We start from the raw sequence: 20,498 nt of genomic DNA, 5'->3' as shown, positions 1-20,498 counted from the left end.
CTATGGAAAATACTAAAAAATTGGGATTGGAACTCTATCAAAACCTAGGTAAATTGTTTTATGCCATTGCCAGTGCGGATCATCGAATCCATAAGAAGGAAATATCCAAATTAAGATCCTTCCTAAGAAAGTATTGGTTGGATGTAGATGAGGTTGAGGATGAATATGGTACGGATGCGGCTTTTCAGATCGAATCTGTATTTGATTGGTTGTTGGAGAATGAAAAAGATAGCGAGAGCTGTTATGAGGATTTTTTGGAGTTTTATAATGAAGAATCCCGATTGTTCAATCCCTTTATAAAAGATTTAATTTTGGACACGGCCAATGCTATTGCAAATAGCTTTTCTGGAAAGAATAAAGCAGAATTGGTTATGTTGGGCAAACTTCAAATACTGCTCAAGGAATAGACATCTTAGCTGGCCCCAAGAGGTATTTATGTTATTTTTATGGTTAACACGGGTAAATTGGCATGGTTGGCAACATCCTCACCAATACTGCCTATTAGAAAATGGGACAGGCCTTTACGTCCGTGTGTGGGCAAAGCCAGTACATCTATGTTTCCCGTTTTACAGTAATTTAGTAATCCGTGTTCTACACTATAATCATTGTATATCTCTACGCGATCCCTACTTTCCCCTGCCTTGGACATAAATTTGGCAATACGTTCATTGGTTTCGGATGTACTCAGAAAATCTTCAAACGGAGTATTGATATAAAGTAATTTTAAGGTCGCGTTAAAGGTTTGCGCAAATTCCTTGGCCGCTTTAAATGGCCGTATCATCTTGTCACCAAAACTGCAACCAAATAAGATATTACGAATCTTAAAATCGGGTTGGGGCTGTTTAATGACCAATACCGGCACATCTGATGAACGGACCACCTTTTCGGTATTGGAGCCAACAAAAAATTCATTGAATCCGGTAGACCCGTGGGACCCCATTACAATAAGATCTATATTTTGTTCCTTGGCAATGTTGTTGATTTCACTAAATATTTTATAATTCTGTACCACCTCATTGATTTTTATTCCCTTTAAAAAGGGTTGATCCAAAAAAGTCTTGAATCGCTTTTTTGCAAGCCCCATAAAATACTTGGCTTCTTCAAATTCTTGTAATTCCCCTTCTGTAATCAATGCTTCCGAAATGCCCATCATGTGAAGTACCGTTATCTCGGCCTGTTGCTCTTTAGCAATAATGGCAGCCACCTGAAGGGCATAAGCCGATGGTTTTGAAAAATCTGTGGGGACCAATATGTGTTTCATCGTACAATACTTTTCAATTTTATCTTATGGGTAAGGAGGTTGGTTATACCACTTTAATAGGGGCTTACAATAAAAGTAGTGATGATTTTAAAGTTTCAAAATGACAAAAGTCATGATTGCCTATGGGAATCACATACCTCTTGTAGCATTAGGGCTATGCCGTCTGCATCCTTCTCTGGAGTGTTATATAGAGATAGACACAATCATCTTCTTTGTTGATTTTTAAGTGGTTACTGATTTTTGTCATTTGTTGAAGGGATTCCCCACAGTACCTTAGTGAAAACTAAAAAATACAATCATGAAAAATTTTTTTATAACCGCATTGGCACTGCTAATGCTTCCAATAACAACTTATTCACAAGCCCTTGATAATATTGATGAAATAGCTCCTTTTAGTGAAGGTTTGGCGGCCGTTAGGAAAAATGATAAGTGGGCCTTTATTGACAAGGAAGGGACAATCGTTATCAATTTTCGGGATGACATCTATTGGAACCCGGAGGCAGATACCTCCAATGAGGGTATTTCTGGAATACGATACCCCCTGTTCAAGGAAGGTAGGTGCATTATAAAGAAAATTGTAGAGGATAATGTAGCAGTTTATGGATTTATTGACACCAAGGGTGACATTGTAATAGAACCTCAGTTTTTAAATGTGTACCCTTTTAAGGACGGTTATACCACAGGGGTTGTCTTTGAGAAGGTTTTGAAAGGCCAAAATGAATTTAAATTGAACATTTATGAGTTTAAATTCCATGACGTTTTAATGGATACTTCTGGTGAAATAGAGGAATTCTTTCAAAGGAGGTATAATATTCAAATGACCAGTAGGCGGTATAGCCTACCTATGATAGGGGCCAAAAGATTGGCCAATGGTCTAGTGGCCATCCACAGCAATGATCAAGGCTGGTCCATTAGGAAATTAACCTTATAAATCTTTAATTCTATGGGGCGTTTAAATAATAAAGTGGCAATTATTACCGGTGGAGCCGGAGGTATTGGGCTTGCCACGGCCCAACTGTTCTTAAAGGAAGGCGCTAAGGTATTGATAGTAGATTTGGACAAGGAGCTGCTGGAGAATGCAAGTGAAGGTAGGGGGGCAAAAAACCTTTCGTATTGCGTAGCGGACGTTTCCAAAAGTGAAGACACCAAAAAGTATGTGGATACCGCCTTGGAACGCTATGGGAAAATTGATATATTTTTTGCCAATGCCGGGATTGAGGGTACATCCAGACCAATTTCCCAATATCCGGAAGAGATTTTTGATAGGGTATTGGCTGTAAACCTCAAAGGGGTATGGCTAGGGTGCAAGCACGTTTTGCCTAAAATGAAGGAAGGTGGTAGTGTAATGATTACCTCTTCCGTTGCAGGATTAAAGGGCTTTGCAGGTTTGGGTGCCTATGTGGCGAGCAAGCATGCGGTGATTGGCCTAATGCGGGTAGCTGCATTGGAAAACGCAGAAAGAGGAATACGCGTCAATACCATACATCCAGGCCCGGTAAACAATGATATGATGCGGCGTATTGAAAAAGATATCTCCCCAGAAAAACCTGAGGATGTCATGAAGGACTGTGAGCAAATGGTCCCATTGGGACGATATGCCGAATCTGATGAGATAGCCCATATGGCGTTGTTTTTGGCGTCTGAGGAGAGTAGGTATATAACGGGCTGCACCCACGTAGTTGATGGGGGTATGCTGGGATCATAAAATATATTTTCCTACTCACCCATTTATTGCCAAAAGCTGTGCGATTGGGAATTCAAGGAAATATAAAGTTTTTATATATTGGGATATTGAACACCCTTGTCCTGATTCAAAGATGATACAAGTTTATTATGGGTAAGAAAGTACCAAATAGCACTCCTTGGGGATAAGGTTTCGGCAGGCTACATTATCAACTTTCCCTCTCCAAATTCTGAATAACGCTTTGTAGCTTTGTCCTAACCGTTTCAGCTATATTGATTAGTTCATCATTCTTTACGGCCTGCATGGAGGCTGCAGGATCAACAGCAGAGATTTCAACCGAACCAGCCTCTTTTTCCTGGACAATAACATTGCAGGGTAGCATGGTACCAATCTTATTTTCTGCCTGTAAGGCTTTAAAGGCCAAAGGAGGATTGCAAGCCCCAAGGATTTTGTAGTTGTAAAAGTCTTCATCCAGTTTTTTCTTTAAAGTAGCTTTCATATCTATTTCTGTAAGGACCCCAAACCCTTCTTGTTTTAGGGCTTCAATGGTTTTTTGTACAACCTCATCAAAGGCTTTGTTCTTAATCTTGGTAGAAAAGTAATAGTTCATTTTTATTGTTTTTATAGTTTAGAATAAAGCCCATTTGTTGGGCATGAATATGTATGGCGTAGTAAATTACCTCGGAGCACCTGCTTGCGGCAGTCAGGTTTAAATCTCGATTATCGAGTAAATGGACCTAATTAATAAGAGTCCACTAGGCAGCTGTTGTCTATTAACCTAATAAAAATAGTCCGAAGCCCCAAATTACGATATGACAAATGTCATTGTCCAAGTCCCCCTTCGGAAATAACTTGGATTAAAATTATATGTATGAAAGGATTTTTGAAATTAGGACGCGTAGCAGGTATCAATTTAGAGGTACATTGGACTTTTGCTTTGTTGTTGATTTGGGCAGGATTTATTGAATTTCAAAATAGTGGTGATTGGGAAAGGGTGGCCATCAACCAAGGATTTATTATGGTATTAATGGCCTGTGTGGTCATGCATGAGCTGGGTCACGCCCTTACTGCCAGACAATTCAAGATAAAAACACGAAAAATAATTCTACTTCCTATTGGAGGGGTTGCTACCTTGGACAAAATGCCCGAGAAGCCCGGACAGGAACTGCTGGTAGCACTAGCTGGCCCCGCTGTAAATGTTGTGATTGCCTTTTTGTTGTATTTGGTGATTCCTATGCAGAGCTATTTTAATTTTGACAATGTAGTGGTGGAGGAATTGCTCTATGAGCCTTCATTCCAAAATTTTCTGTTCTACCTATTTGTTGCCAATATAATGTTGGTGGTCTTTAATTTGATTCCGGCCTTTCCGATGGATGGGGGTAGGGTTTTAAGAGCCTTATTGTCGTTCAGGTTGGGAAGGGTACAAGCTACTGGTATAGCAGCTGCTATTGGTCAGGCCTTGGCCATATTATTTTTTGTCCTTGGTTTCTTTGTTAATCCTTTTTTAATATTGATTGCCTTCTTTATATTTTTTGGAGCTTATGGGGAAAATGAAATGGTGAAAAGAAATTCGTTGTTAAAGGGGCACCTTGTTAAGGAAGCCACCCTTACGCAGATTACAGTCTTGCATCCGGAGCAGACTGTACAAGAGGTGATAGATGTATTGTTGGCTAGTAATGAGAAGGATTTTGTTGTTGCCAATAATGACAGGATTATGGGCATCGTTACCCAAAAAAATATTATAAAACATGCCCAAAACCCTTCCCTAAGGGTACAGGAGATTATGGACCAGGATTTTAAAGTGGTAGATGAAGCCTTGGAAATAACCAAAGTACTGGATTTAATAGGAAAGGAGAAGAAAAAGTTTTTTCCTGTAACCCGAAATGAAAAGTTGATCGGGGCCATTGACATGGGGAACATTAGTGAGTTTATTTTATTGAAATCCGTATCTTGGAATCAAAACCACAATTTATGATTATCCATAGGCTAGGAGAAGAAAACTCCCTATTGAATAAATTTGTTGCCGAAATTAGGGACGTCAACATACAGAAGGATAGTATGCGCTTTAGACGGAATATTGAACGTATTGGGGAAATCTTGGGGTATGAATTGAGCAAGGCCCTTAGCTATAAAAGTAAATTGGTTGAGACGCCTTTGGGATCCAAGGAAATGTCTTTGCCAAACGATGAACTTGTATTGTGTTCTGTATTACGGGCAGGCCTTCCATTGCATCAAGGACTTCTGAACTACTTTGATGCGGCAGAAAACGCATTTATTTCCGCTTACAGACATCATAGAGGGGATGAGGATGCCTTTGAGGTAATAGTAAATTATTTTGCAGCACCTTCCTTAGAAAATAAGACCTTGGTTTTAACAGATCCCATGTTGGCTACAGGAAAAACCTTGGAAAATGTACTCAAGGCTTTAAAAAAGCACGGTACGCCCCGTCAAATACATATTATCTCCGTGATTGGTTCCTCGCTTGGCATAGAACATATAACGGAAGTGTTTCCAGAGAACACCCAGCTCTGGATTGCGGCCATTGACGCCCAACTTAACAATAAGGGCTATATTATTCCGGGTATAGGAGATGCAGGTGATTTGGCCTATGGGGAAAAATTGTAGCTTTTTATATATTTCTAGATCTCTTTATCCATTTTGCGAGTTCGTACCACATTACAGATAACATACCAACCACAAAGGAGGTGGACACCTGCTCTAGGGTCAAGGTCTCAAATTTAAAAAAAACCGTTAGCGGGGAGACTACAAGCAAGAGCCCTGACAAAATAAGGGTAATGGATATGATAAGGGGTACCAAATTATTTTTGTATTTCAGTGTGGTCCACATAGAATAGTAGAAAGAACGGTTGACCAGGGTAAGAAAAATATTGGCACTTATCAATACCATAAACACCATGGTTCTGGTAATGGCTTCGTTAAAGCCCTGGTAAATGGCGTATTGATAGACCATTAGGGCTCCAAGGGTAATGACCAAACCTTGAATGATACTTGTTACCAGTTCCCTAAACTTAAAAAAAGTGGTTGTAAATGGTCTGGGTTTTTTAACCATGGCATTTTTTTCCATGGGTTCATTTTCATAAATAATAGAGCAGGTGGGGCCCATAATGAGTTCCAACAAAATTACATGGGAGGGTGAAAAAATTGAGGGGTACGCCCAGCCCAAGGCCAAAGGGATGAACACCGTTAATATAATAGGGATATGAATGGAAATGATATACTGTATGGCCTTTTTTAAATTTCCATAAATTTTACGGCCCATAGCAATAGCATCTACCATTTTGGAAAGATCGTCGTCCACTAAAATTAATAAGGCGGCCTGTTTCGCTATTTCTGTACCTTTCTTTCCCATGGCAATACCAATGTGCGAAGCTTTGAGTGCCGGCCCATCATTTACCCCGTCACCGGTCATGGCAACTACTTCCTTATTGGCCTTTATGGCGTTCACAATTCGTACTTTTGCCTCTGGGAACATACGGGTGAAAATTTGTATGTCCATCACCTTTTGTTCCAATTCGCTATCACTTAATTTCATAAGCTCTTCCCCGGACATGCTTTTATCATAACCAGGGAAATGGACTTGTTTGGCAATCGCCATGGCTGTTGCCGCATTGTCCCCTGTGACCAACTTTACTTTGATACCCGCTTTGCCAAAATCTTTCAGTACCTCAGGTATATTTTCCTTTGGGGGGTCGTAAAAGGCTACTATACCCTTAAAGGCAAAAGATAGATCTTGTTGGTTTTGGGGGTAGTCATTGCCCCTGAAATAAGATTGTCCAACACCCAACAGCCGGTACCCATCCCTACCTAATTGTGCTATAATTTCTGATAGTTGTTTTTTTTCTATGGCACTAAGTTTGGAAGTTGCAATAAGAGCTTCGGGAGCACCTTTGGCTGCAATAATGCGGTGGCCCTCCTTATTTTGGAAAACATGGGTCATCATTGGGGGTTTACCGCCCAATGGATATTCGTGTACCATATTGTAATGGGGGCGTAGGTCTTTGGTGGTTGTGGTGCTGTAGGCAGCATGTAAGCTAGTTTCCATGGGATCAAAAGGAATGGGTTCACTGGCCCACATGGCCGTTGTCAAAAGCTCTTCTTCGGCAGGGGACAGAGAGCCGTCATAGGGAAGAACCCTTCCGGTTTCCAAAGTAAAGAGTTTGGCAAGTTGCATCTTATTCTGTGTAATAGTCCCAGTTTTATCCGCACAGATAACGGTAGCACTCCCCAAGGTTTCCACTGTTTTCATTTGTTTGACCACTATACCCATTTTCATAAGTCGCCATGCCCCCAAGGCCATAAAGGTGGTAAAGGCTACCGGAATTTCCTCAGGAAGTATACTCATGGCCAGTGTTAGGGCCTTTAACAAACTGTCCAATACGGCTCCAGATTGAGAGTAGTTTATGGCCCACACCAATAAAAAAATTATCCCTCCCCAGATAGACATGTTTTTGACAAAGCTGGTAATCTGCTGTTCCAAGGGCGTTTTCTCCTCTTGAATACTTTCCATACTCTTCCCAATTTTGCCCAATCGGGTGTTGTTGCCTATTTTTGTTATGGTGGCAACAGCAAGTCCACTAGCTACTGTGGTGCCCCCAAAAATCTGGTTGTCCTCTTTACTGGTATCTTTGAAAACAGAAAGGGATTCTCCGGTAAGTAAGGATTCATTTACCGAAAAATCATTGGAATGCACTATAGTGCCATCGGCCGGTATGGTATTACCTTCCTCTATCATAAGGCTATCGCCAATCACCAATTCCTCACTCTTTATTTCTAGCACAACCCCATTGCGAATTACCTTACTCTTGGGTTGTGTTAAGTTTTTAAGTTTTTCCAGGGCTATTCTACTACGGGAATCTTGATAGAAGGAAATAGAGGCCACCAAGACTATGGCCAAGGCAAGAAATATACCGTCACCGCTATTACCGCTAATAAAATAAATAGAAGAGGCCACGATCAGTAGGATTACCATAGGCTCCTTGGCAATACTTTTAAGGGCATCCCAAAAACCATCTTTCTTTCTATAGCTCATGATGTTTTCACCATGGGTTTTTCTAGACTGCTCAACGGCTTCGTCTGACAAACCTTGAATTTCAAAATCGGCAGGGTTGATCATATGCTCTAATTTAACATAAAAAAGCTAAAAAGGTTAGCAGTGAGCCTTCTATCTTTTGCAATACCAGTTAATGTTAGGGCATATCCTTATACGCATAGGGGAGGCTCTTAAAGAATGTTAAATAAATTAGGTACTGACTTACATCATTTTGTAGAGAGGTTTAGGGGTGTATTTTGGTACTATAAAATGTTTAACCCTATAAATACAGATATTATGTCACTAGTTAAATTTAAAAGAAGGCCCTTCGGTAATTTAATGACCCAAGATTTTTTTGATATGGACGACTTTTTCGACAACCGTAGATGGGTCCGGGATATGCTGCCAGATCGTTTTTGGAACGGTAAAAGGATGGAACCTGCCCTAAATATTAGGGAAACAGATGATCATTTCGAAATTGAACTGGCCGCTCCTGGTTTTCAAAAAAAGGATTTTGAAGTTACCATAGATGATGGCTGTCTCAATATAGCAGCGGAAAAATCTGCTTCCAAAGAAGATAAGGTAGATGAATATACCCGGCGGGAATTTAGCTATAACTCTTTTGAGCGTTCCTTACAGCTTCCCGAATCGGTAAAACACGAAGAAATTAAAGCTGGGTACAAAGACGGTATATTGAGCTTTAATCTTGCTAAAAAGGAAGAGGCTAAAAAAACACCACCCAAAAAGGTGCAAATAACTTAATTGGTTTTTTGTTTATTTTTTTACGTCGCCCTCCTGTCTATACCCAAAATATGTCCATGTGAGTAGGTAGGTCAGGAGGGCACACTATATTACAATACATGTAACTGGGCCTACTCGGTCTTTTTTTTATTATGCGACCTAATTCTTAGGCTCGGCATATTAGTGCTCCTAAAAAAATGGGTGGAGCTATTTGGGTGATTATGAATTTACTATTTCAGATTCAGGGGTTCAAATAAGGTTCATTGATATGGAGGAATTTTTCAGAGCCTCTTGGGTGGCACGGTATCCCAAATCAAAAATTTTGTCTATAGCCCTAAAGGAAAAGATGCCATATTTATCCATATTCATAGGACGTATCAATAGATCACAATCTTTAAATTTACGGGAAGTTTCATGGGTTACCATTACTTGATAAGCCCGTTCCAATACTTTAGTGACATGGTTAAGGTCTTTAATATCCACCTTTGCAAATGGATTCACATATACGCCTACGATATGGTCACATTGTGCTCTGATAAGATCTACCGGAAAATTGTTCAAAGTACCGCCATCAACAAAATATCCATCGGCCATTTGTACTGGGGCAAAAAATCCCGGAACGGCTGCAGATGCCAATATCGGTTTTATAAGTTCTCCATTGTGAAAAGTATGTAGTGTTCCGTCCAATAGGTTGGTCGCCGTGATATACAATGGTATTTTTATGGAGTCAAATGAATTGTGGGGGAGATACGTCTTAGAATGGTCATAGAATTTTTCCGTATCCAAAAAACCCGGTTTACCCTTGGCATAATTGTTTAGACTAAAGAGCTCTGTCTTTTTAAAAAAATCCAATATTTCTTGCCAGGTGCAACCACCAGCATATAGTGCACCTACAATAGCGCCAGCGCTTGTGCCGGCAATATGGGAAGGAACAATACCATGTTCCTCCAATGCCTTTATGGCTCCTATATGGGCAATACCCCGTACTCCGCCTCCAGATAAAACCAAACCTGTTGTCATTCAGTAATTGTATTTAAGTTATGACCTCAAAATTATTTTTTTGATGGCAGTACAAATATGACCTAAATCATACTTTAGGTTTTTTGGTCCCAACTTATGACGGATATCATTTCTTACAGTTGCAGAGGTCGATAAATTTACCGAACTTAATGGGAAGATAGCCCGATACCTAAAATGGCGAGAGTCCATTGACAACGGCATGTAAATAACCCCTTGTCTTTTTTACCTACAATTCAAGTATGGGTAAAACGTAAACCCGACCAAAGCAATGAGTGAAAAAATTACAGATAACGAGCTTTTAGAGGCTGTGGTAGAATCTTCAATAGCCGGGTTTTTTGTGCTTGATGCCTTAGGGAACATACTCACTGTAAATGGTACAGGAGAACGCATGTTCGGTTACGATAAAGGAGAGTTAAAGGGGACGAACATGATGAGGTTAATTCCAAAATCCAAACAGAAAGCCCTAGGGTCAAGGTTAAAAAATCCAACTTCTGACTCTATCCCAATTGTTGGCATGCGAAAAAAGGGAACAACCTTTGCCTTGGACATAAGAATAGTACAAAATAGATTGAAAGGTCAACTTCTTAACGTTGTCTACTGTAAGCCAGCAGAAACTTCAATCTTTGAAAGCGATAGAAGGCTTCGAACATTGGTTTCAAATGTTGATGGGATAGTATACAGTTGTAAGCCCAATAGTTCACGGACCATGGAATTTATAAGTGAGGCTTGTCATGAAATTAGTGGATATAGGCCCCAACAATTTTATGGTGAGAAAGGGCTTAACTGGTCTACCCTCATCTTTGAAGAGGATAGGGTTAGAATAGGGCTGGAGTTGGAAGAAGCTATTTTAAAGAATAAAGGATATCAATTTTACTATAGGATATTAACGGCGAACAAGAGAATAAAATGGATATTGGAACGCGGTTCTTGTGTAGAGGATAATAATGGAAATATTGTACGATTGGAAGGTTTTATGCAGGATATTACCGAGCAGATGCAAAGTAGGCTGGCCCTGACCAAAGAAAAAATGCGACTCCATCAATACTTGGACTCGTCGGCTTCTATCTTTCTTGTTGTAAATAAGGATCATTGTATAGAATTGATCAACAAAAAAGGATGTGAAATACTGGGCTATGAACAAGATACTCTGCTTCACAAAAATTGGTTCAAGGAATTTATCCCATCAAACAAAAGAGAGGAACTTACCGCCCTTTTCAACGCTATAATGGATGGTATCATAGAGCCTCCGGATAGCTATGAAAACTTTATTGTGACCGCCAATGGCGAACAACGTCTTATTCAATGGCGCAACGCATTGTTGCGCAATAATGAGAATCAAATAATAGGGGTCATAAGTTCTGGTTTGGATATTACGGAAACCAAGGCTATAGAGGATACCCTTCATATTAGAAACCGGGCGTTGGAGGCTGCGGGAAACGGTATTATTATTGTAGATGCACAGCGGCCCAAACTCCCAATATTATATGCTAATGAGGCCTTTTCTAAGATTACAGGGTACAGCAAAAGTGAGGTGTTGGGGAAAAACTGTAGGTTTTTACAAAATGGAGATTGTGAGCAGCCCGAAATTGCAACTTTGTCCAAAGCAATAAAAAAAGGAGAGTCTGCTAGAGTAGTCCTCAGAAATTACCGCAAAGATGGCACACTTTTTTGGAACGATTTAACTGTTACCCCTCTCTTTGACAAAAACAACAAATTAACCCATTTTATAGGTATTCAGAACGATGTTACCCAAATTCAGCAAGACAGGGAAAAGTTGGAGGAATACGCCAACAAACTAGAAGATATTGTAGAGGAGCGAACCCATGAAATTAAATCTACCGTTCAAAAATTGGTGTCTACCAATTTAAATCTCGAGGATCAGGTACTGGAGACCAAAATGGCAGAAAAAAAAGCTCAATTAAGTCAGGCCTTGTTTATCGCCATAGCCCATAATTTCCCCAAAGGGGTAATTATGGTCTTTAACACCAATTACGAACTGGTATATCTGGAAGGGGAGGAGCTAGATCGGATGAACTTTAATAAGTCCGAGTTGCAGGGTCTGAAAATTGATGATATTTCTTTTTTCTCAAGGGAGCAGATCATTAAAATTAAAGACGATATAAGAAAGACATTAAAAGGCAATAAAATTTCCTTGGAAGTTGATTTCGAAGATCAAAATTACGCGGTTAATTCCACCCCCTTATATTCCGATCACAAAAAAATATTATGGGCCCTTTTTGTTTACAACAATGTAACCGAGCAGAAACAGATACAACACAAACTTGAAAAAACCCTTAAGGCCGAACGGGAACTCAATGAATTGAAATCCCGATTTATCTCCATGGCATCCCATGAGTTTCGTACCCCCTTGAGTGCTATACTTTCATCGGCTATATTAATTGGAAAGCAAAATGAGCCTGGAAAGGAAGAACGGCGAATAAAACATGTGTCCCGTATTAGGAATAATGTGAAGGACCTGGTCGTAATCCTTAACGATTTTCTGTCTTTAAGCAAATTGGAAGAAGGGAAGGTACGTGTAAAGCCACAACCCTTGGATCTAATCCAGTTTATAAAAGGGTTGTTGGAAGATTTGGAACTGACCAAAAAAAAAGGACAGAAGATAATATTAAACTACTCCAAGCCCTGGATGTCGGTTTATTTAGACCCTAAGTTACTAAATCACATATTACTCAATTTAATATCAAATGCCATAAAGTATTCCAATGAGAACCAAACTATTCATATAGATATTGTAGGGAACACAAAAGGCTTAATAATACATGTTAAGGATATGGGTATAGGAATACCGGAGGAGGACCAGGATAAGCTTTTCCAGCGCTTTTTTAGGGCGGAGAATGCCACTAATCTACAAGGAACAGGCCTTGGGCTGCATATTGTGAAGCAATATACAGAGCTTATGGGAGGTAGTATCAATTTTAAGAGTAAGCCGGGCCAAGGCAGCATATTTACCCTACAACTCCCTTTAAATATTCACGAAAATGAAAAGAATACTGTTAATTGACGATAACAAAGATGTTAGGGAAAACACGGCCGAAATTTTGGAATTGGCCAATTACCAAGTGGCCACTGCCGAGAATGGCAAAATAGGGGTGGAAATGGCCAAAGAGTTTAGACCAGATGTGGTGGTCTGCGATATTATGATGCCGGAGATGGATGGATATGGTGTTTTGGAGGTGCTGAGTAAAAATACCTCTACTGCCAGTACCCCTTTTATTTTTTTAACTGCCAAAACAGAACGGGAAGATATGCGGTTGGGAATGAATATGGGGGCAGATGATTATTTGACCAAACCCTTTGAGGATAAGGAATTATTGGAAGCCATTGCCAGCCGTATACAGAAAAACGACTTTCTAAGGAAAGAGATTGCAAAAAACAGGGAAGGACTCAGTACCTTTTTGGACGAGGCCTCCAGTTATATGGATATGGAGAGTCTTTCCAAAGATTACCCCCTTAAAACCTATGAAAAAAAAGAGGTTGTTTTCTGGGAAGGGGATAATGCCCATGCCATGTATTTTATTGAAAGTGGAAGTATAAAAACGTATAAGAGTACAGAATCTGGGAAGGAATTTGTAACCGGTATCTATGGTGCAGGCAATTTTATAGGACAGCTTTCTCTCTTGAATACTGATAGGACTTATGTGGAAAATGCAACAGTTTTGGAGGATGCACAGCTATGTTCCATTCCTAGGGAGGATTTTACCAAACTGTTGTACGGTAACGCCATTGTGTCCCAGAAATTTATTAGTATGATTTCCAATAACCTAATGCATCTTCAGGAGCAACTGGTAGATATGGCCTATGCGTCTGTTAGACAAAGGGCGGCAAAGGCACTATTGGAACTTTATGATAAACGTGTTATACAGGACAATGCAAGAAGTGGGATTGGTATACCCAGAGAAGATTTTGCCGGGATGATAGGCACGGCAACGGAAACCGCCATACGTACCTTAACAGATTTTAAGGATGAAGGTCTTATTACTACAGATCACGGTCGTAGAATAGTTATTTTGGATAAAAAAGGTTTGAGAAATGTGGCCGACTTTAAGTAGGCTGTCATTCATTAGCTTGAAGAATGCTATTTTTTGTTCTTACCGAAAAACATTTTTAATTTTTTAATGGCGAAGACTAGGAGTAATTTTTGAATAGAACCTTTGAAATTTCCGGCCAATTTCAGAGGATGCATAGCAGATTTAGTACGGTTGAGGCTTAGTTTTAGGCTTTCCACCTCAATGTCCCTTAACAAGCTTAAAACTTTAAGACGTTCATCAATCTCTTCGAAGGAATTGTATTGCTTTCCCATAGTTCAATCAAAGTAATGTTTTGAAAATTTACGCAAAATAGGCCTGTTGATCCTGTCCCTTAAAAGATAGCAAACAATAGCAATTAATAGGTAACCCGTACCAACTATAAAGAATCCCATATAGGGACTGTCCAAAGTTTGGTTCAAAGCGTTGGAGACTGCCCAAGACAGTAAAACCAAGGCCAATAAAATCAGGGCACCAATAAGGAATATTTGTGCAAAAATGGTTACAAACTTCATCAATACCTTAAATATCTTAAGCTTGGTATATTCCTCACTGTTTTCCAAATAAGACCTTATATTGGTCTCGGCCTCCATAAGGTCTTGCTTAATATTGTCCAAGGCCATTCCGCTTATTTTTGTAATTGGGCATTCTTCTTTTTCAGGTCTTCCAGTTTACGCTCCAGTGTAGCTATAATATCGTCGGCCTTATAACTCATTGTAGATATGGCTTCATCCAATTTTCTATCAAACTTATCTTTTTTCTCTTCTGCTGTTTTGGTGAGTTCATCCTTGGCATGGGAAATCCGCTCTGCCAAGTCTTGACTGGTTTCCCCAACTTTTTGTTTAATTTTATGTCTGGTCTCCACCCCCTTGTCCGGAGCATATAAGATTCCTATTCCTGCGCCAATAGCAGCACCCGTCAACAATGCCAAAAGGACATTTCCATTATTATTTGTCATGATTCCTGTATTTTAAGGTTTTTTAATTAACTAATTATCGTACCTCAAAAATAAACCCATCACTATCTATTTGAAATGATTTAAATCATATGACTATTGGGAAATAGTCCTTAATTTGTCAGAGCCGAAATTACCAACCCCCCCCAACATTATAAACTTAGAACATATGAAATCTAGGGTTCATAAACAGGTGTCACGGCGCTTTTTAATTAAGGACTTTCACAACAAGCGGAAAATGGAGAAATCCATCAAAATTATCCGTAAACAATCAAAGGACACATTACAATTGTCGGTCTTGGGAAAAATGGAATACGACTATCTTGCAACAGAGAAGCAATTAAATGGTTCCAAAGAGGATATAAAGAAAAATTGGAAAGGGCTACTGGGAACGAAATCGGATTTTGGATTGTTCAGTAATCCAGAAGTCGGGACCGTATTCGTATGTGGTCCATTGGTTCCACTTTTTTTGCATGATTTGGATGGTAAGGCCTTGGGAGAAATGACAGCTGGCCCATATGGTATCCTTAGAGGACTGGGAATATCGGAAAAAGATGTCACTCACTACCTTAAGAAGCTAATAGATTGCCATTACTTATTGCTGATCAGAGGTAAGGATAAGGAGTTGGAAGAAGTTGAAAATAGGTTGGCAAAAACTGGTTAAGGTATACTGTTGTGGGGTAGAATTACGGTATAGAAACCAATTAATCCTCAAAAAGACTGTAGAGGTGTTACTACAAAAAAAGAAACAGTAGACCTAGCCCTACTGTTTCCCTATTGGGGTTAAATTCCGTTTGTACTGCCATTCTTGCCATTAAGCCATATTATTGCTAACATGATTTAAAAGTCGATTTTAGAACAACCGGTATCGCTCCCGTCTATATAGTTCCCAAACATCGCTGTAAAGGGAACTGGTGTCATGTACTTTATACTTAAACAGGGAGGCTTACTTAAAGTTCCCGTTTATAAAAAAGAAGGTATTGCGTTTGCCTGTTACACTTACGGTAATGAATCTTATTCTGACTATTGTCAGTGAATCTTCATTACAAGGTCTAAGGCATCTCCAACACCTTCTAATTGATTACCCGCCATATTATTATGGCCGGTAAACATATTTTTAGGTCTTCAAAGAACTACTTTGAGGCTAATTGTGGGGCAAAGTTAAGGGATTGGGGTGTAAGGTAAAATGACCTAGATCAGTTCCTGCAATTTTTGTGTTGTTTTAATTTTTATGGGGGATGGAGCTATCGCATACTGATCTATATCATAACATATAAAGGAGGAAGTTTGCATTTTTGATATACAGGTATTCTTGTATAAAAAGGAAAACGCTTATACCCTCGGAATTAAAATAATATCCTATGGATTTAGAATCGTCAAAGGCCAACAAGGAAAAACTATTGGGTGTTGCACTCAATGTACTTCACCAAGAGAGTAGGGAATGGTTGAACCGCATTGCTTTTTGGAAAGATGAAGCGCTTTTCTTTGGCGAACTATTGGATAGAAAGCAAATAAGTGAGTCCCAATACGGACAGGTCCTACACTATTTGGATAAGATTCATGTAGCCTTGTTTGATTATTTAACCGAAGCGATAGTGGCACATCAAAAGCTGTTGTCACGTATGGAGCAGGGTGAAGAAAAATTGGCCGATGATGATTACCGGGAGAAGCACCAAAGCCTGAAGGAACAAATGGACCTGTTTACAAACGATTTTAGGGAGTTTAAAAAAATGGTTTTTGGGTATGCAAGGAAATTGTAATGTTAGATCATATAGTTTTATAATGGCCAAATAAAAAATATAATTTTATGGAAATCGCTATTTTTACTAAAGAACATAAGCCGGCAGATAGTATTGCCAGCTTCACGGAATTTTACTATAGTTTACACATGAAACATTTGGCCAGTGATTTTCTTGATCAGGGGCTTACCCCTAGGCAAATCACAGAGGCTGTTGTCAAGGCCATGAATGTGGGAAAGTCATCAGGCATGAAGATAGAGAAGCATTTTAAGCCAGTGTTTACAGGAGCGGGCAAACATATTGTGAAGGACTGTAAACTGTCCCATTTGGCCTATGGACTGGTTCTTATTAATGCCGATGTTAAACTACCAGTGGTAGGCAACTTTCAAGTAAGTGTCCTAAGCCAGTATTTGGAAAATCAGTAATCACCTACAAATCAATTTCCAAGCCAATTGGGCAATGATCGGAGCCCATGATGTCTGAATAAATTTTTACCGATTTGATCTTTTCCTTTAGCTTGGGACTCACCAAAAAATAATCGATACGCCAACCTGTATTTCGTTCTCGCGACTTAAAGCGATAGCTCCAGTAAGTATAGGCTACCGTATCGGGATTAAAATGTCTGTATGTATCTATAAAACCATACTCTATGAAATTGTCCATTCCGTCAATTTCAATCTGTGTATATCCGGCAGTCTTGTTATAATTGGATTTATCGTTCTTTAGATCTATGGGCCTATGAGCTACATTAAAATCGCCACACACAATAACGGGCTTTGTCTTTTCCAATTTTTTTAGATACGCCAGAAAATCTGCATCCCATTTTTTGCGATAATCCAATCGGTCCAATTTTTGTCCCGAATTGGGGACGTAAACATTTACCAAATAGAAATTATCGTATTCGGCACAAAGAATTCGTCCTTCCGAATCGTGTTCAGGAACCTGCATATCATTGGTAACCGCCTTGGGGGCCATTTTACTTAACATAGCTGTTCCGGAATAGCCTTTTTTTTCAGCTGAATTACTATGTAGGGTGTACTGGTCCAGTGGAGTCAAGGTATCCGCAACCTCGGCATCCTGTGCCTTGGTTTCTTGTAAGCACAGAACATCTGGATCCATTGCGTTTACCGATTCAAAAAAATCTTTTTTAACGGCAGCCCTAATGCCGTTAACATTCCAGGAAATTAATTTCATCACTCTTAACTTAATTAGGATTGGTCAATATCAATAAAGCCAGATTAAAGATAATAAAATGGATAAGTATAAAAAATAATAGACTAGGTTTAAAACCAAAACTACTTTTAAAATCCGTTCATAAGAGTAAACGCCCACATCACTGAAAAATAAGGGTATTGATAGCTAGAAGGATACCTCTTTAATTTACATTAAATATAGTAAGTGTAGTTGTTGGATACTAGTATTTTTATAAATCCTTATTCCTATAAATTGAAATCATTATGAATATTCCCAAGATGGCAGATAGTATAAAACCAATTGCACCCAAAAGGGGTATGCCATTAACTTTCGGTGGCATATCGGCCATTACCAAAAGTGCCGAACCAATGGAGAGTGCCGCTATAATAACCGCATAGACCAGGCGGTTAATGGCTGTTCTCATAGACTCCCTGAACTTATTAAGGCCTTTGTGTTCATGAACCATTACCAACTGGCCACTTTTAACCTTATCCATTATCTCATTGATGTCCCCGGGAAGACTATCCAGCAGTAGGTTGTATTCCTGAAAGCGGTCCAAATTTTTTGATAGAAATCGTTTTAGACCAAATCTCTTACGACCAATTTTAGACATAAAAGGCTTTAGGTTGTTGGTAATATTAAAATCAGGATCAAGTTTTAGGCCTACCCCTTCAATTATAACCAACGCACGGATTAGCATGTATAGATAATGGGGAATAGTAATTTTGTTTTCGTAGAGTACTGTTTTAAATTGCTCCATTGTAGTACCCAGGCTAATGTTTTTGATAGCCGTATTGCTTACCCCTTCAATTAGTTCATATAGATCATATTCCAATTTTTTTTCATCAGTGATTTCTGTTTTTATTGCTATTTCTTTTAGGATGGGGATTATTTTGTGAACGTCCTTTTTTAAAAAGCAAATAAGAAGCTCGGTCAAGGCCTCTATGTCTTTGGGCATTATGGTTCCCATCATTCCAAAATCTATAAAGCAGACCTTTTGAGTTTTTGGCAGTACAAAGATATTTCCTGGATGTGGATCTGCATGGAAAAATCCGTGTTCCAAGACCTGTTCCAGATATAGATCTATTCCAACTTTTGCCACTGCCTTGGAATCAATATTGTGCTCTTGTAATAGCTCTAGGTTAGACACTTTTATGCCGTCTACAAATTCCATGCAAATAATTTGATCATTGCTGAGCTCGCTGTATATCATGGGAACATGGATGGCCTCATTATTTTTAAAATTGTTGGCAAAATGTTCCATGTGTCCCATTTCCTTTTTAAAACTCAGCTCTTCGTTTATGCTTTTTTCAAAAGAATCCACCAATTTTTGAGGTTGAAAAGCCTCTATTTTATCGCTATATTTTTCCAGGGCATTTGCCAGGTCTTTCATAATAGATATGTCCGAGGCTATGATTTCCTGTATATTTGGCCGTTGTATTTTTAGTGCTACCATGTCTCCGTTTAGCAATTGAGCCCTGTGAACCTGGGATAGTGAGGCGGCAGCAATAGGGTCTGGGTCTATGGAAAGGAAGTAGTCTGCACATATAATATCCAAGGATTCCGATATTACTTTTTCTACCTCAAAATTTTTTAGGGCGGGAACATGGTCCTGCAATTTTTCCAGTTCTTTGGTCAGCTCTGGTGGTAGCATATCTTCCCGGTTACTCAATATTTGTCCCAGTTTTATGTAAGACGGACCTAATTCCTCTAGGGCCATTCTAATGCGCTCAAATGTAGAAAGGGATAGCAATGTTTCGGTTTCAGGATGTTTGGCGAGATAGCTTTTGGGAATAATCTTTGAAGCCGGGCTATTGGCCATAACATCTTCAAATCCGTATTTGGTAAGTACGGTCAAAAGTGTACTGTACCTTTTAAGATCCTGTTTCTTGGGAAGTTTAATGCCGAACATAAAATCTATTGATTCTGGGTAAAATAAAGAAAGAATTCCTTTTTGAGATCGGTATAAATTTTTTGTTGGGACTCCATTTTGCTTCTAAAACCCAAATGTTTTGATATTAGGTAGTTATCGCTCTTGGTGCTTTCTTCTGTATATTGGCGGCTTATTCTTTTTTCGTGGACTTGTATGGCTTCCAGCAAGTCTTCTATGGCCCCATCATGGCGGGTAAATCTATTTTGAAAATATTCTAATTTGGCCAGCTCCTCTTTGGAAATCCATCTAGTAGCCATTTCACTGAGTCTGTTATAGAAGAAAATCAGTTCGTCCTGCCAACAATAGAGTTGACGTCTCCAGACCTCTTCTTCAAAATGTAGATTGGATATATAAACTATTTCTTTTTCCATTGCAGATTAATTAACCACAAAACTATTTAAATGTGATAACCCCTAAAATGATATAAGTCATTTTAGTTGCTTTCCTTTTAGGTTTACTTTGTTTTATCCATATACTTTTATAAGCATTATTATTCTATGGCTGTGGTATGTAAGATTGTTGTAGGAATGATAAAAATAAATATATGGTTATTGGTCCCTAGGTCTAGTACCAGTAAATTGAAATATGTAATAGTCTAAAAATTGTATAACTTAAATTAATGATATGAAAAAAAATATGGGAAATTTGGACCGCATACTGCGTTTTATGGTCGCAGCCGTTTTAGTGTGGCTCTTTTACACCGGAACAATCTCTGGTATCTGGGGTATACTACTAGTAGTTTTGGCGGTAGTCTTTTTTCTGACCAGTCTAATGGGTTTTTGTCCCCTTTATAGACCCTTCGGAATCCGTACATGTAATATGAAGGAGCAGTAGCCAAGAGCTAAGTTGAATAATTTGGTTGGGCACTAGGGGAG

At 39.1% G+C, this 20,498-nt stretch carries 22 protein-coding genes; 12 read left to right on the top strand and 10 right to left on the bottom strand.

Features of this window, described 5'->3' with window-relative positions; translation table 11 throughout:
- Nucleotides 1-2: 2 nt before the first annotated feature.
- Nucleotides 3-407, top strand: a complete 405-nt coding sequence (locus EHW67_RS19720) for a hypothetical protein (RefSeq protein WP_126164094.1) — start codon at nucleotides 3-5, stop codon at nucleotides 405-407.
- Between the two features lie 26 nt (nucleotides 408-433).
- On the opposite strand, the gene EHW67_RS19715 is transcribed toward EHW67_RS19720, so the two are convergent.
- A complete protein-coding gene (locus tag EHW67_RS19715; RefSeq protein ID WP_126164093.1) occupies nucleotides 434-1,261 on the bottom strand; it encodes a universal stress protein in 828 nt (275 codons plus the stop codon).
- Between the two features lie 298 nt (nucleotides 1,262-1,559).
- Between EHW67_RS19715 and EHW67_RS19710 the strand changes: the two genes are divergently transcribed.
- The gene (locus tag EHW67_RS19710) at nucleotides 1,560-2,192 is read left to right on the top strand and encodes a WG repeat-containing protein (RefSeq protein WP_126164092.1); all 633 of its coding nucleotides are present in this window, start codon (nucleotides 1,560-1,562) and stop codon (nucleotides 2,190-2,192) included.
- A gap of 12 nt (nucleotides 2,193-2,204) precedes the next feature.
- Entirely contained in the window at nucleotides 2,205-2,966 is a 762-nt protein-coding gene (locus EHW67_RS19705) for an SDR family NAD(P)-dependent oxidoreductase (protein ID WP_126164091.1), read from the top strand.
- Between the two features lie 187 nt (nucleotides 2,967-3,153).
- On the opposite strand, the gene EHW67_RS19700 is transcribed toward EHW67_RS19705, so the two are convergent.
- On the bottom strand, nucleotides 3,154-3,555 hold the full coding sequence (locus EHW67_RS19700; protein WP_126164090.1) for a DUF302 domain-containing protein: 402 nt from the start codon (nucleotides 3,553-3,555) through the stop codon (nucleotides 3,154-3,156).
- A gap of 261 nt (nucleotides 3,556-3,816) precedes the next feature.
- Here EHW67_RS19700 and EHW67_RS19695 point away from each other — a divergent pair, with 261 nt between their 5' ends.
- Both EHW67_RS19695 and upp read left to right on the top strand, forming a co-directional pair.
- On the top strand, nucleotides 3,817-4,920 hold the full coding sequence (locus EHW67_RS19695) for a site-2 protease family protein (protein ID WP_126164089.1): 1,104 nt from the start codon (nucleotides 3,817-3,819) through the stop codon (nucleotides 4,918-4,920).
- Entirely contained in the window at nucleotides 4,917-5,570 is a 654-nt protein-coding gene (gene upp / locus EHW67_RS19690) for a uracil phosphoribosyltransferase (RefSeq protein WP_126164088.1), read from the top strand. The genes EHW67_RS19695 and upp overlap by 4 nt, the downstream gene beginning before the upstream one ends.
- A gap of 4 nt (nucleotides 5,571-5,574) precedes the next feature.
- On the opposite strand, the gene EHW67_RS19685 is transcribed toward upp, so the two are convergent.
- Nucleotides 5,575-8,079: a cation-translocating P-type ATPase gene (locus tag EHW67_RS19685; protein WP_126164087.1), complete on the bottom strand. Its 2,505-nt coding sequence runs from the start codon at nucleotides 8,077-8,079 to the stop codon at nucleotides 5,575-5,577.
- A 213-nt stretch (nucleotides 8,080-8,292) separates the two neighbouring features.
- Here EHW67_RS19685 and EHW67_RS19680 point away from each other — a divergent pair, with 213 nt between their 5' ends.
- On the top strand, nucleotides 8,293-8,757 hold the full coding sequence (locus EHW67_RS19680) for an Hsp20/alpha crystallin family protein (RefSeq protein WP_126164086.1): 465 nt from the start codon (nucleotides 8,293-8,295) through the stop codon (nucleotides 8,755-8,757).
- Nucleotides 8,758-8,985: 228 nt separating this feature from the next.
- Here the strand turns inward: EHW67_RS19680 and EHW67_RS19675 are convergent, their stop codons facing one another.
- Complete coding sequence (locus EHW67_RS19675; RefSeq protein WP_126164085.1) at nucleotides 8,986-9,756, bottom strand: patatin-like phospholipase family protein; 771 nt, start codon at nucleotides 9,754-9,756, stop codon at nucleotides 8,986-8,988.
- A 268-nt stretch (nucleotides 9,757-10,024) separates the two neighbouring features.
- Between EHW67_RS19675 and EHW67_RS19670 the strand changes: the two genes are divergently transcribed.
- Nucleotides 10,025-12,778 (top strand): PAS domain S-box protein, encoded by a 2,754-nt coding sequence (locus tag EHW67_RS19670; protein ID WP_126164084.1) that lies wholly within the window; start codon nucleotides 10,025-10,027, stop codon nucleotides 12,776-12,778.
- Nucleotides 12,756-13,826, top strand: coding sequence for a response regulator (locus tag EHW67_RS19665; protein ID WP_126164083.1), 1,071 nt, complete (start codon nucleotides 12,756-12,758; stop codon nucleotides 13,824-13,826). Before EHW67_RS19670 ends, EHW67_RS19665 begins: the two co-directional genes overlap by 23 nt.
- Before the next feature lie 26 nt (nucleotides 13,827-13,852).
- Here the strand turns inward: EHW67_RS19665 and EHW67_RS20845 are convergent, their stop codons facing one another.
- The 3 genes from EHW67_RS20845 to EHW67_RS19650 are packed head-to-tail and all read right to left on the bottom strand — an operon-like array spanning nucleotide 13,853 to nucleotide 14,760.
- On the bottom strand, nucleotides 13,853-14,077 hold the full coding sequence (locus EHW67_RS20845; protein WP_126164082.1) for a DUF6327 family protein: 225 nt from the start codon (nucleotides 14,075-14,077) through the stop codon (nucleotides 13,853-13,855).
- A gap of 3 nt (nucleotides 14,078-14,080) precedes the next feature.
- Nucleotides 14,081-14,425, bottom strand: coding sequence for a hypothetical protein (locus tag EHW67_RS19655; RefSeq protein WP_126164081.1), 345 nt, complete (start codon nucleotides 14,423-14,425; stop codon nucleotides 14,081-14,083).
- Nucleotides 14,426-14,430: 5 nt separating this feature from the next.
- Nucleotides 14,431-14,760, bottom strand: coding sequence for a YtxH domain-containing protein (locus EHW67_RS19650; RefSeq protein ID WP_126164080.1), 330 nt, complete (start codon nucleotides 14,758-14,760; stop codon nucleotides 14,431-14,433).
- Between the two features lie 166 nt (nucleotides 14,761-14,926).
- Here EHW67_RS19650 and EHW67_RS19645 point away from each other — a divergent pair, with 166 nt between their 5' ends.
- The 3 genes from EHW67_RS19645 to EHW67_RS19635 all read left to right on the top strand — a co-directional run bounded on the left by EHW67_RS19645 (nucleotide 14,927) and on the right by EHW67_RS19635 (nucleotide 16,921).
- Nucleotides 14,927-15,421 (top strand): hypothetical protein, encoded by a 495-nt coding sequence (locus tag EHW67_RS19645; RefSeq protein ID WP_126164079.1) that lies wholly within the window; start codon nucleotides 14,927-14,929, stop codon nucleotides 15,419-15,421.
- Between the two features lie 697 nt (nucleotides 15,422-16,118).
- Nucleotides 16,119-16,517 carry a hypothetical protein gene (locus EHW67_RS19640; protein WP_126164078.1) on the top strand — a complete coding sequence of 133 codons (399 nt, stop codon included), beginning with the start codon at nucleotides 16,119-16,121 and terminating at the stop codon, nucleotides 16,515-16,517.
- 47 nt (nucleotides 16,518-16,564) lie between these two features.
- Nucleotides 16,565-16,921, top strand: coding sequence for a hypothetical protein (locus tag EHW67_RS19635; protein WP_126164077.1), 357 nt, complete (start codon nucleotides 16,565-16,567; stop codon nucleotides 16,919-16,921).
- Nucleotides 16,922-16,925: 4 nt separating this feature from the next.
- On the opposite strand, the gene EHW67_RS19630 is transcribed toward EHW67_RS19635, so the two are convergent.
- The 3 genes from EHW67_RS19630 to EHW67_RS19620 all read right to left on the bottom strand — a co-directional run bounded on the left by EHW67_RS19630 (nucleotide 16,926) and on the right by EHW67_RS19620 (nucleotide 19,994).
- Nucleotides 16,926-17,690: an exodeoxyribonuclease III gene (locus tag EHW67_RS19630; RefSeq protein WP_126164160.1), complete on the bottom strand. Its 765-nt coding sequence runs from the start codon at nucleotides 17,688-17,690 to the stop codon at nucleotides 16,926-16,928.
- 229 nt (nucleotides 17,691-17,919) lie between these two features.
- Complete coding sequence (locus EHW67_RS19625; protein ID WP_126164076.1) at nucleotides 17,920-19,602, bottom strand: ABC1 kinase family protein; 1,683 nt, start codon at nucleotides 19,600-19,602, stop codon at nucleotides 17,920-17,922.
- A 5-nt stretch (nucleotides 19,603-19,607) separates the two neighbouring features.
- Nucleotides 19,608-19,994: a hypothetical protein gene (locus EHW67_RS19620; protein WP_126164075.1), complete on the bottom strand. Its 387-nt coding sequence runs from the start codon at nucleotides 19,992-19,994 to the stop codon at nucleotides 19,608-19,610.
- A gap of 253 nt (nucleotides 19,995-20,247) precedes the next feature.
- Between EHW67_RS19620 and EHW67_RS19615 the strand changes: the two genes are divergently transcribed.
- A complete protein-coding gene (locus EHW67_RS19615) occupies nucleotides 20,248-20,457 on the top strand; it encodes a YgaP family membrane protein (protein WP_126164074.1) in 210 nt (69 codons plus the stop codon).
- Nucleotides 20,458-20,498 lie beyond the last annotated feature (41 nt).

The sequence above is a fragment of the Arenibacter aquaticus genome (assembly GCF_003957295.1).
Classification (GTDB): Bacteria; Bacteroidota; Bacteroidia; order Flavobacteriales; family Flavobacteriaceae; genus Arenibacter; species Arenibacter aquaticus.
The sequence above is the reverse complement of the archived record's forward strand: the minus strand, read 5'-3'. Positions and strand labels throughout refer to the sequence as shown.

Bases quoted from the DNA above. Each gene is read 5' to 3' on its own strand.
- EHW67_RS19720 (WP_126164094.1), top strand. From the start codon at position 3: ATGGAAAATACTAAAAAATTGGGATTGGAACTCTATCAAAACCTAGGT.
- EHW67_RS19715 (WP_126164093.1), bottom strand. From the start codon at position 1,261: ATGAAACACATATTGGTCCCCACAGATTTTTCAAAACCATCGGCTTAT.
- EHW67_RS19710 (WP_126164092.1), top strand. From the start codon at position 1,560: ATGAAAAATTTTTTTATAACCGCATTGGCACTGCTAATGCTTCCAATA.
- EHW67_RS19705 (WP_126164091.1), top strand. From the start codon at position 2,205: ATGGGGCGTTTAAATAATAAAGTGGCAATTATTACCGGTGGAGCCGGA.
- EHW67_RS19700 (WP_126164090.1), bottom strand. From the start codon at position 3,555: ATGAACTATTACTTTTCTACCAAGATTAAGAACAAAGCCTTTGATGAG.
- EHW67_RS19695 (WP_126164089.1), top strand. From the start codon at position 3,817: ATGAAAGGATTTTTGAAATTAGGACGCGTAGCAGGTATCAATTTAGAG.
- upp (WP_126164088.1), top strand. From the start codon at position 4,917: ATGATTATCCATAGGCTAGGAGAAGAAAACTCCCTATTGAATAAATTT.
- EHW67_RS19685 (WP_126164087.1), bottom strand. From the start codon at position 8,079: ATGATCAACCCTGCCGATTTTGAAATTCAAGGTTTGTCAGACGAAGCC.
- EHW67_RS19680 (WP_126164086.1), top strand. From the start codon at position 8,293: ATGTCACTAGTTAAATTTAAAAGAAGGCCCTTCGGTAATTTAATGACC.
- EHW67_RS19675 (WP_126164085.1), bottom strand. From the start codon at position 9,756: ATGACAACAGGTTTGGTTTTATCTGGAGGCGGAGTACGGGGTATTGCC.
- EHW67_RS19670 (WP_126164084.1), top strand. From the start codon at position 10,025: ATGAGTGAAAAAATTACAGATAACGAGCTTTTAGAGGCTGTGGTAGAA.
- EHW67_RS19665 (WP_126164083.1), top strand. From the start codon at position 12,756: ATGAAAAGAATACTGTTAATTGACGATAACAAAGATGTTAGGGAAAAC.
- EHW67_RS20845 (WP_126164082.1), bottom strand. From the start codon at position 14,077: ATGGGAAAGCAATACAATTCCTTCGAAGAGATTGATGAACGTCTTAAA.
- EHW67_RS19655 (WP_126164081.1), bottom strand. From the start codon at position 14,425: ATGGCCTTGGACAATATTAAGCAAGACCTTATGGAGGCCGAGACCAAT.
- EHW67_RS19650 (WP_126164080.1), bottom strand. From the start codon at position 14,760: ATGACAAATAATAATGGAAATGTCCTTTTGGCATTGTTGACGGGTGCT.
- EHW67_RS19645 (WP_126164079.1), top strand. From the start codon at position 14,927: ATGAAATCTAGGGTTCATAAACAGGTGTCACGGCGCTTTTTAATTAAG.
- EHW67_RS19640 (WP_126164078.1), top strand. From the start codon at position 16,119: ATGGATTTAGAATCGTCAAAGGCCAACAAGGAAAAACTATTGGGTGTT.
- EHW67_RS19635 (WP_126164077.1), top strand. From the start codon at position 16,565: ATGGAAATCGCTATTTTTACTAAAGAACATAAGCCGGCAGATAGTATT.
- EHW67_RS19630 (WP_126164160.1), bottom strand. From the start codon at position 17,690: ATGAAATTAATTTCCTGGAATGTTAACGGCATTAGGGCTGCCGTTAAA.
- EHW67_RS19625 (WP_126164076.1), bottom strand. From the start codon at position 19,602: ATGTTCGGCATTAAACTTCCCAAGAAACAGGATCTTAAAAGGTACAGT.
- EHW67_RS19620 (WP_126164075.1), bottom strand. From the start codon at position 19,994: ATGGAAAAAGAAATAGTTTATATATCCAATCTACATTTTGAAGAAGAG.
- EHW67_RS19615 (WP_126164074.1), top strand. From the start codon at position 20,248: ATGAAAAAAAATATGGGAAATTTGGACCGCATACTGCGTTTTATGGTC.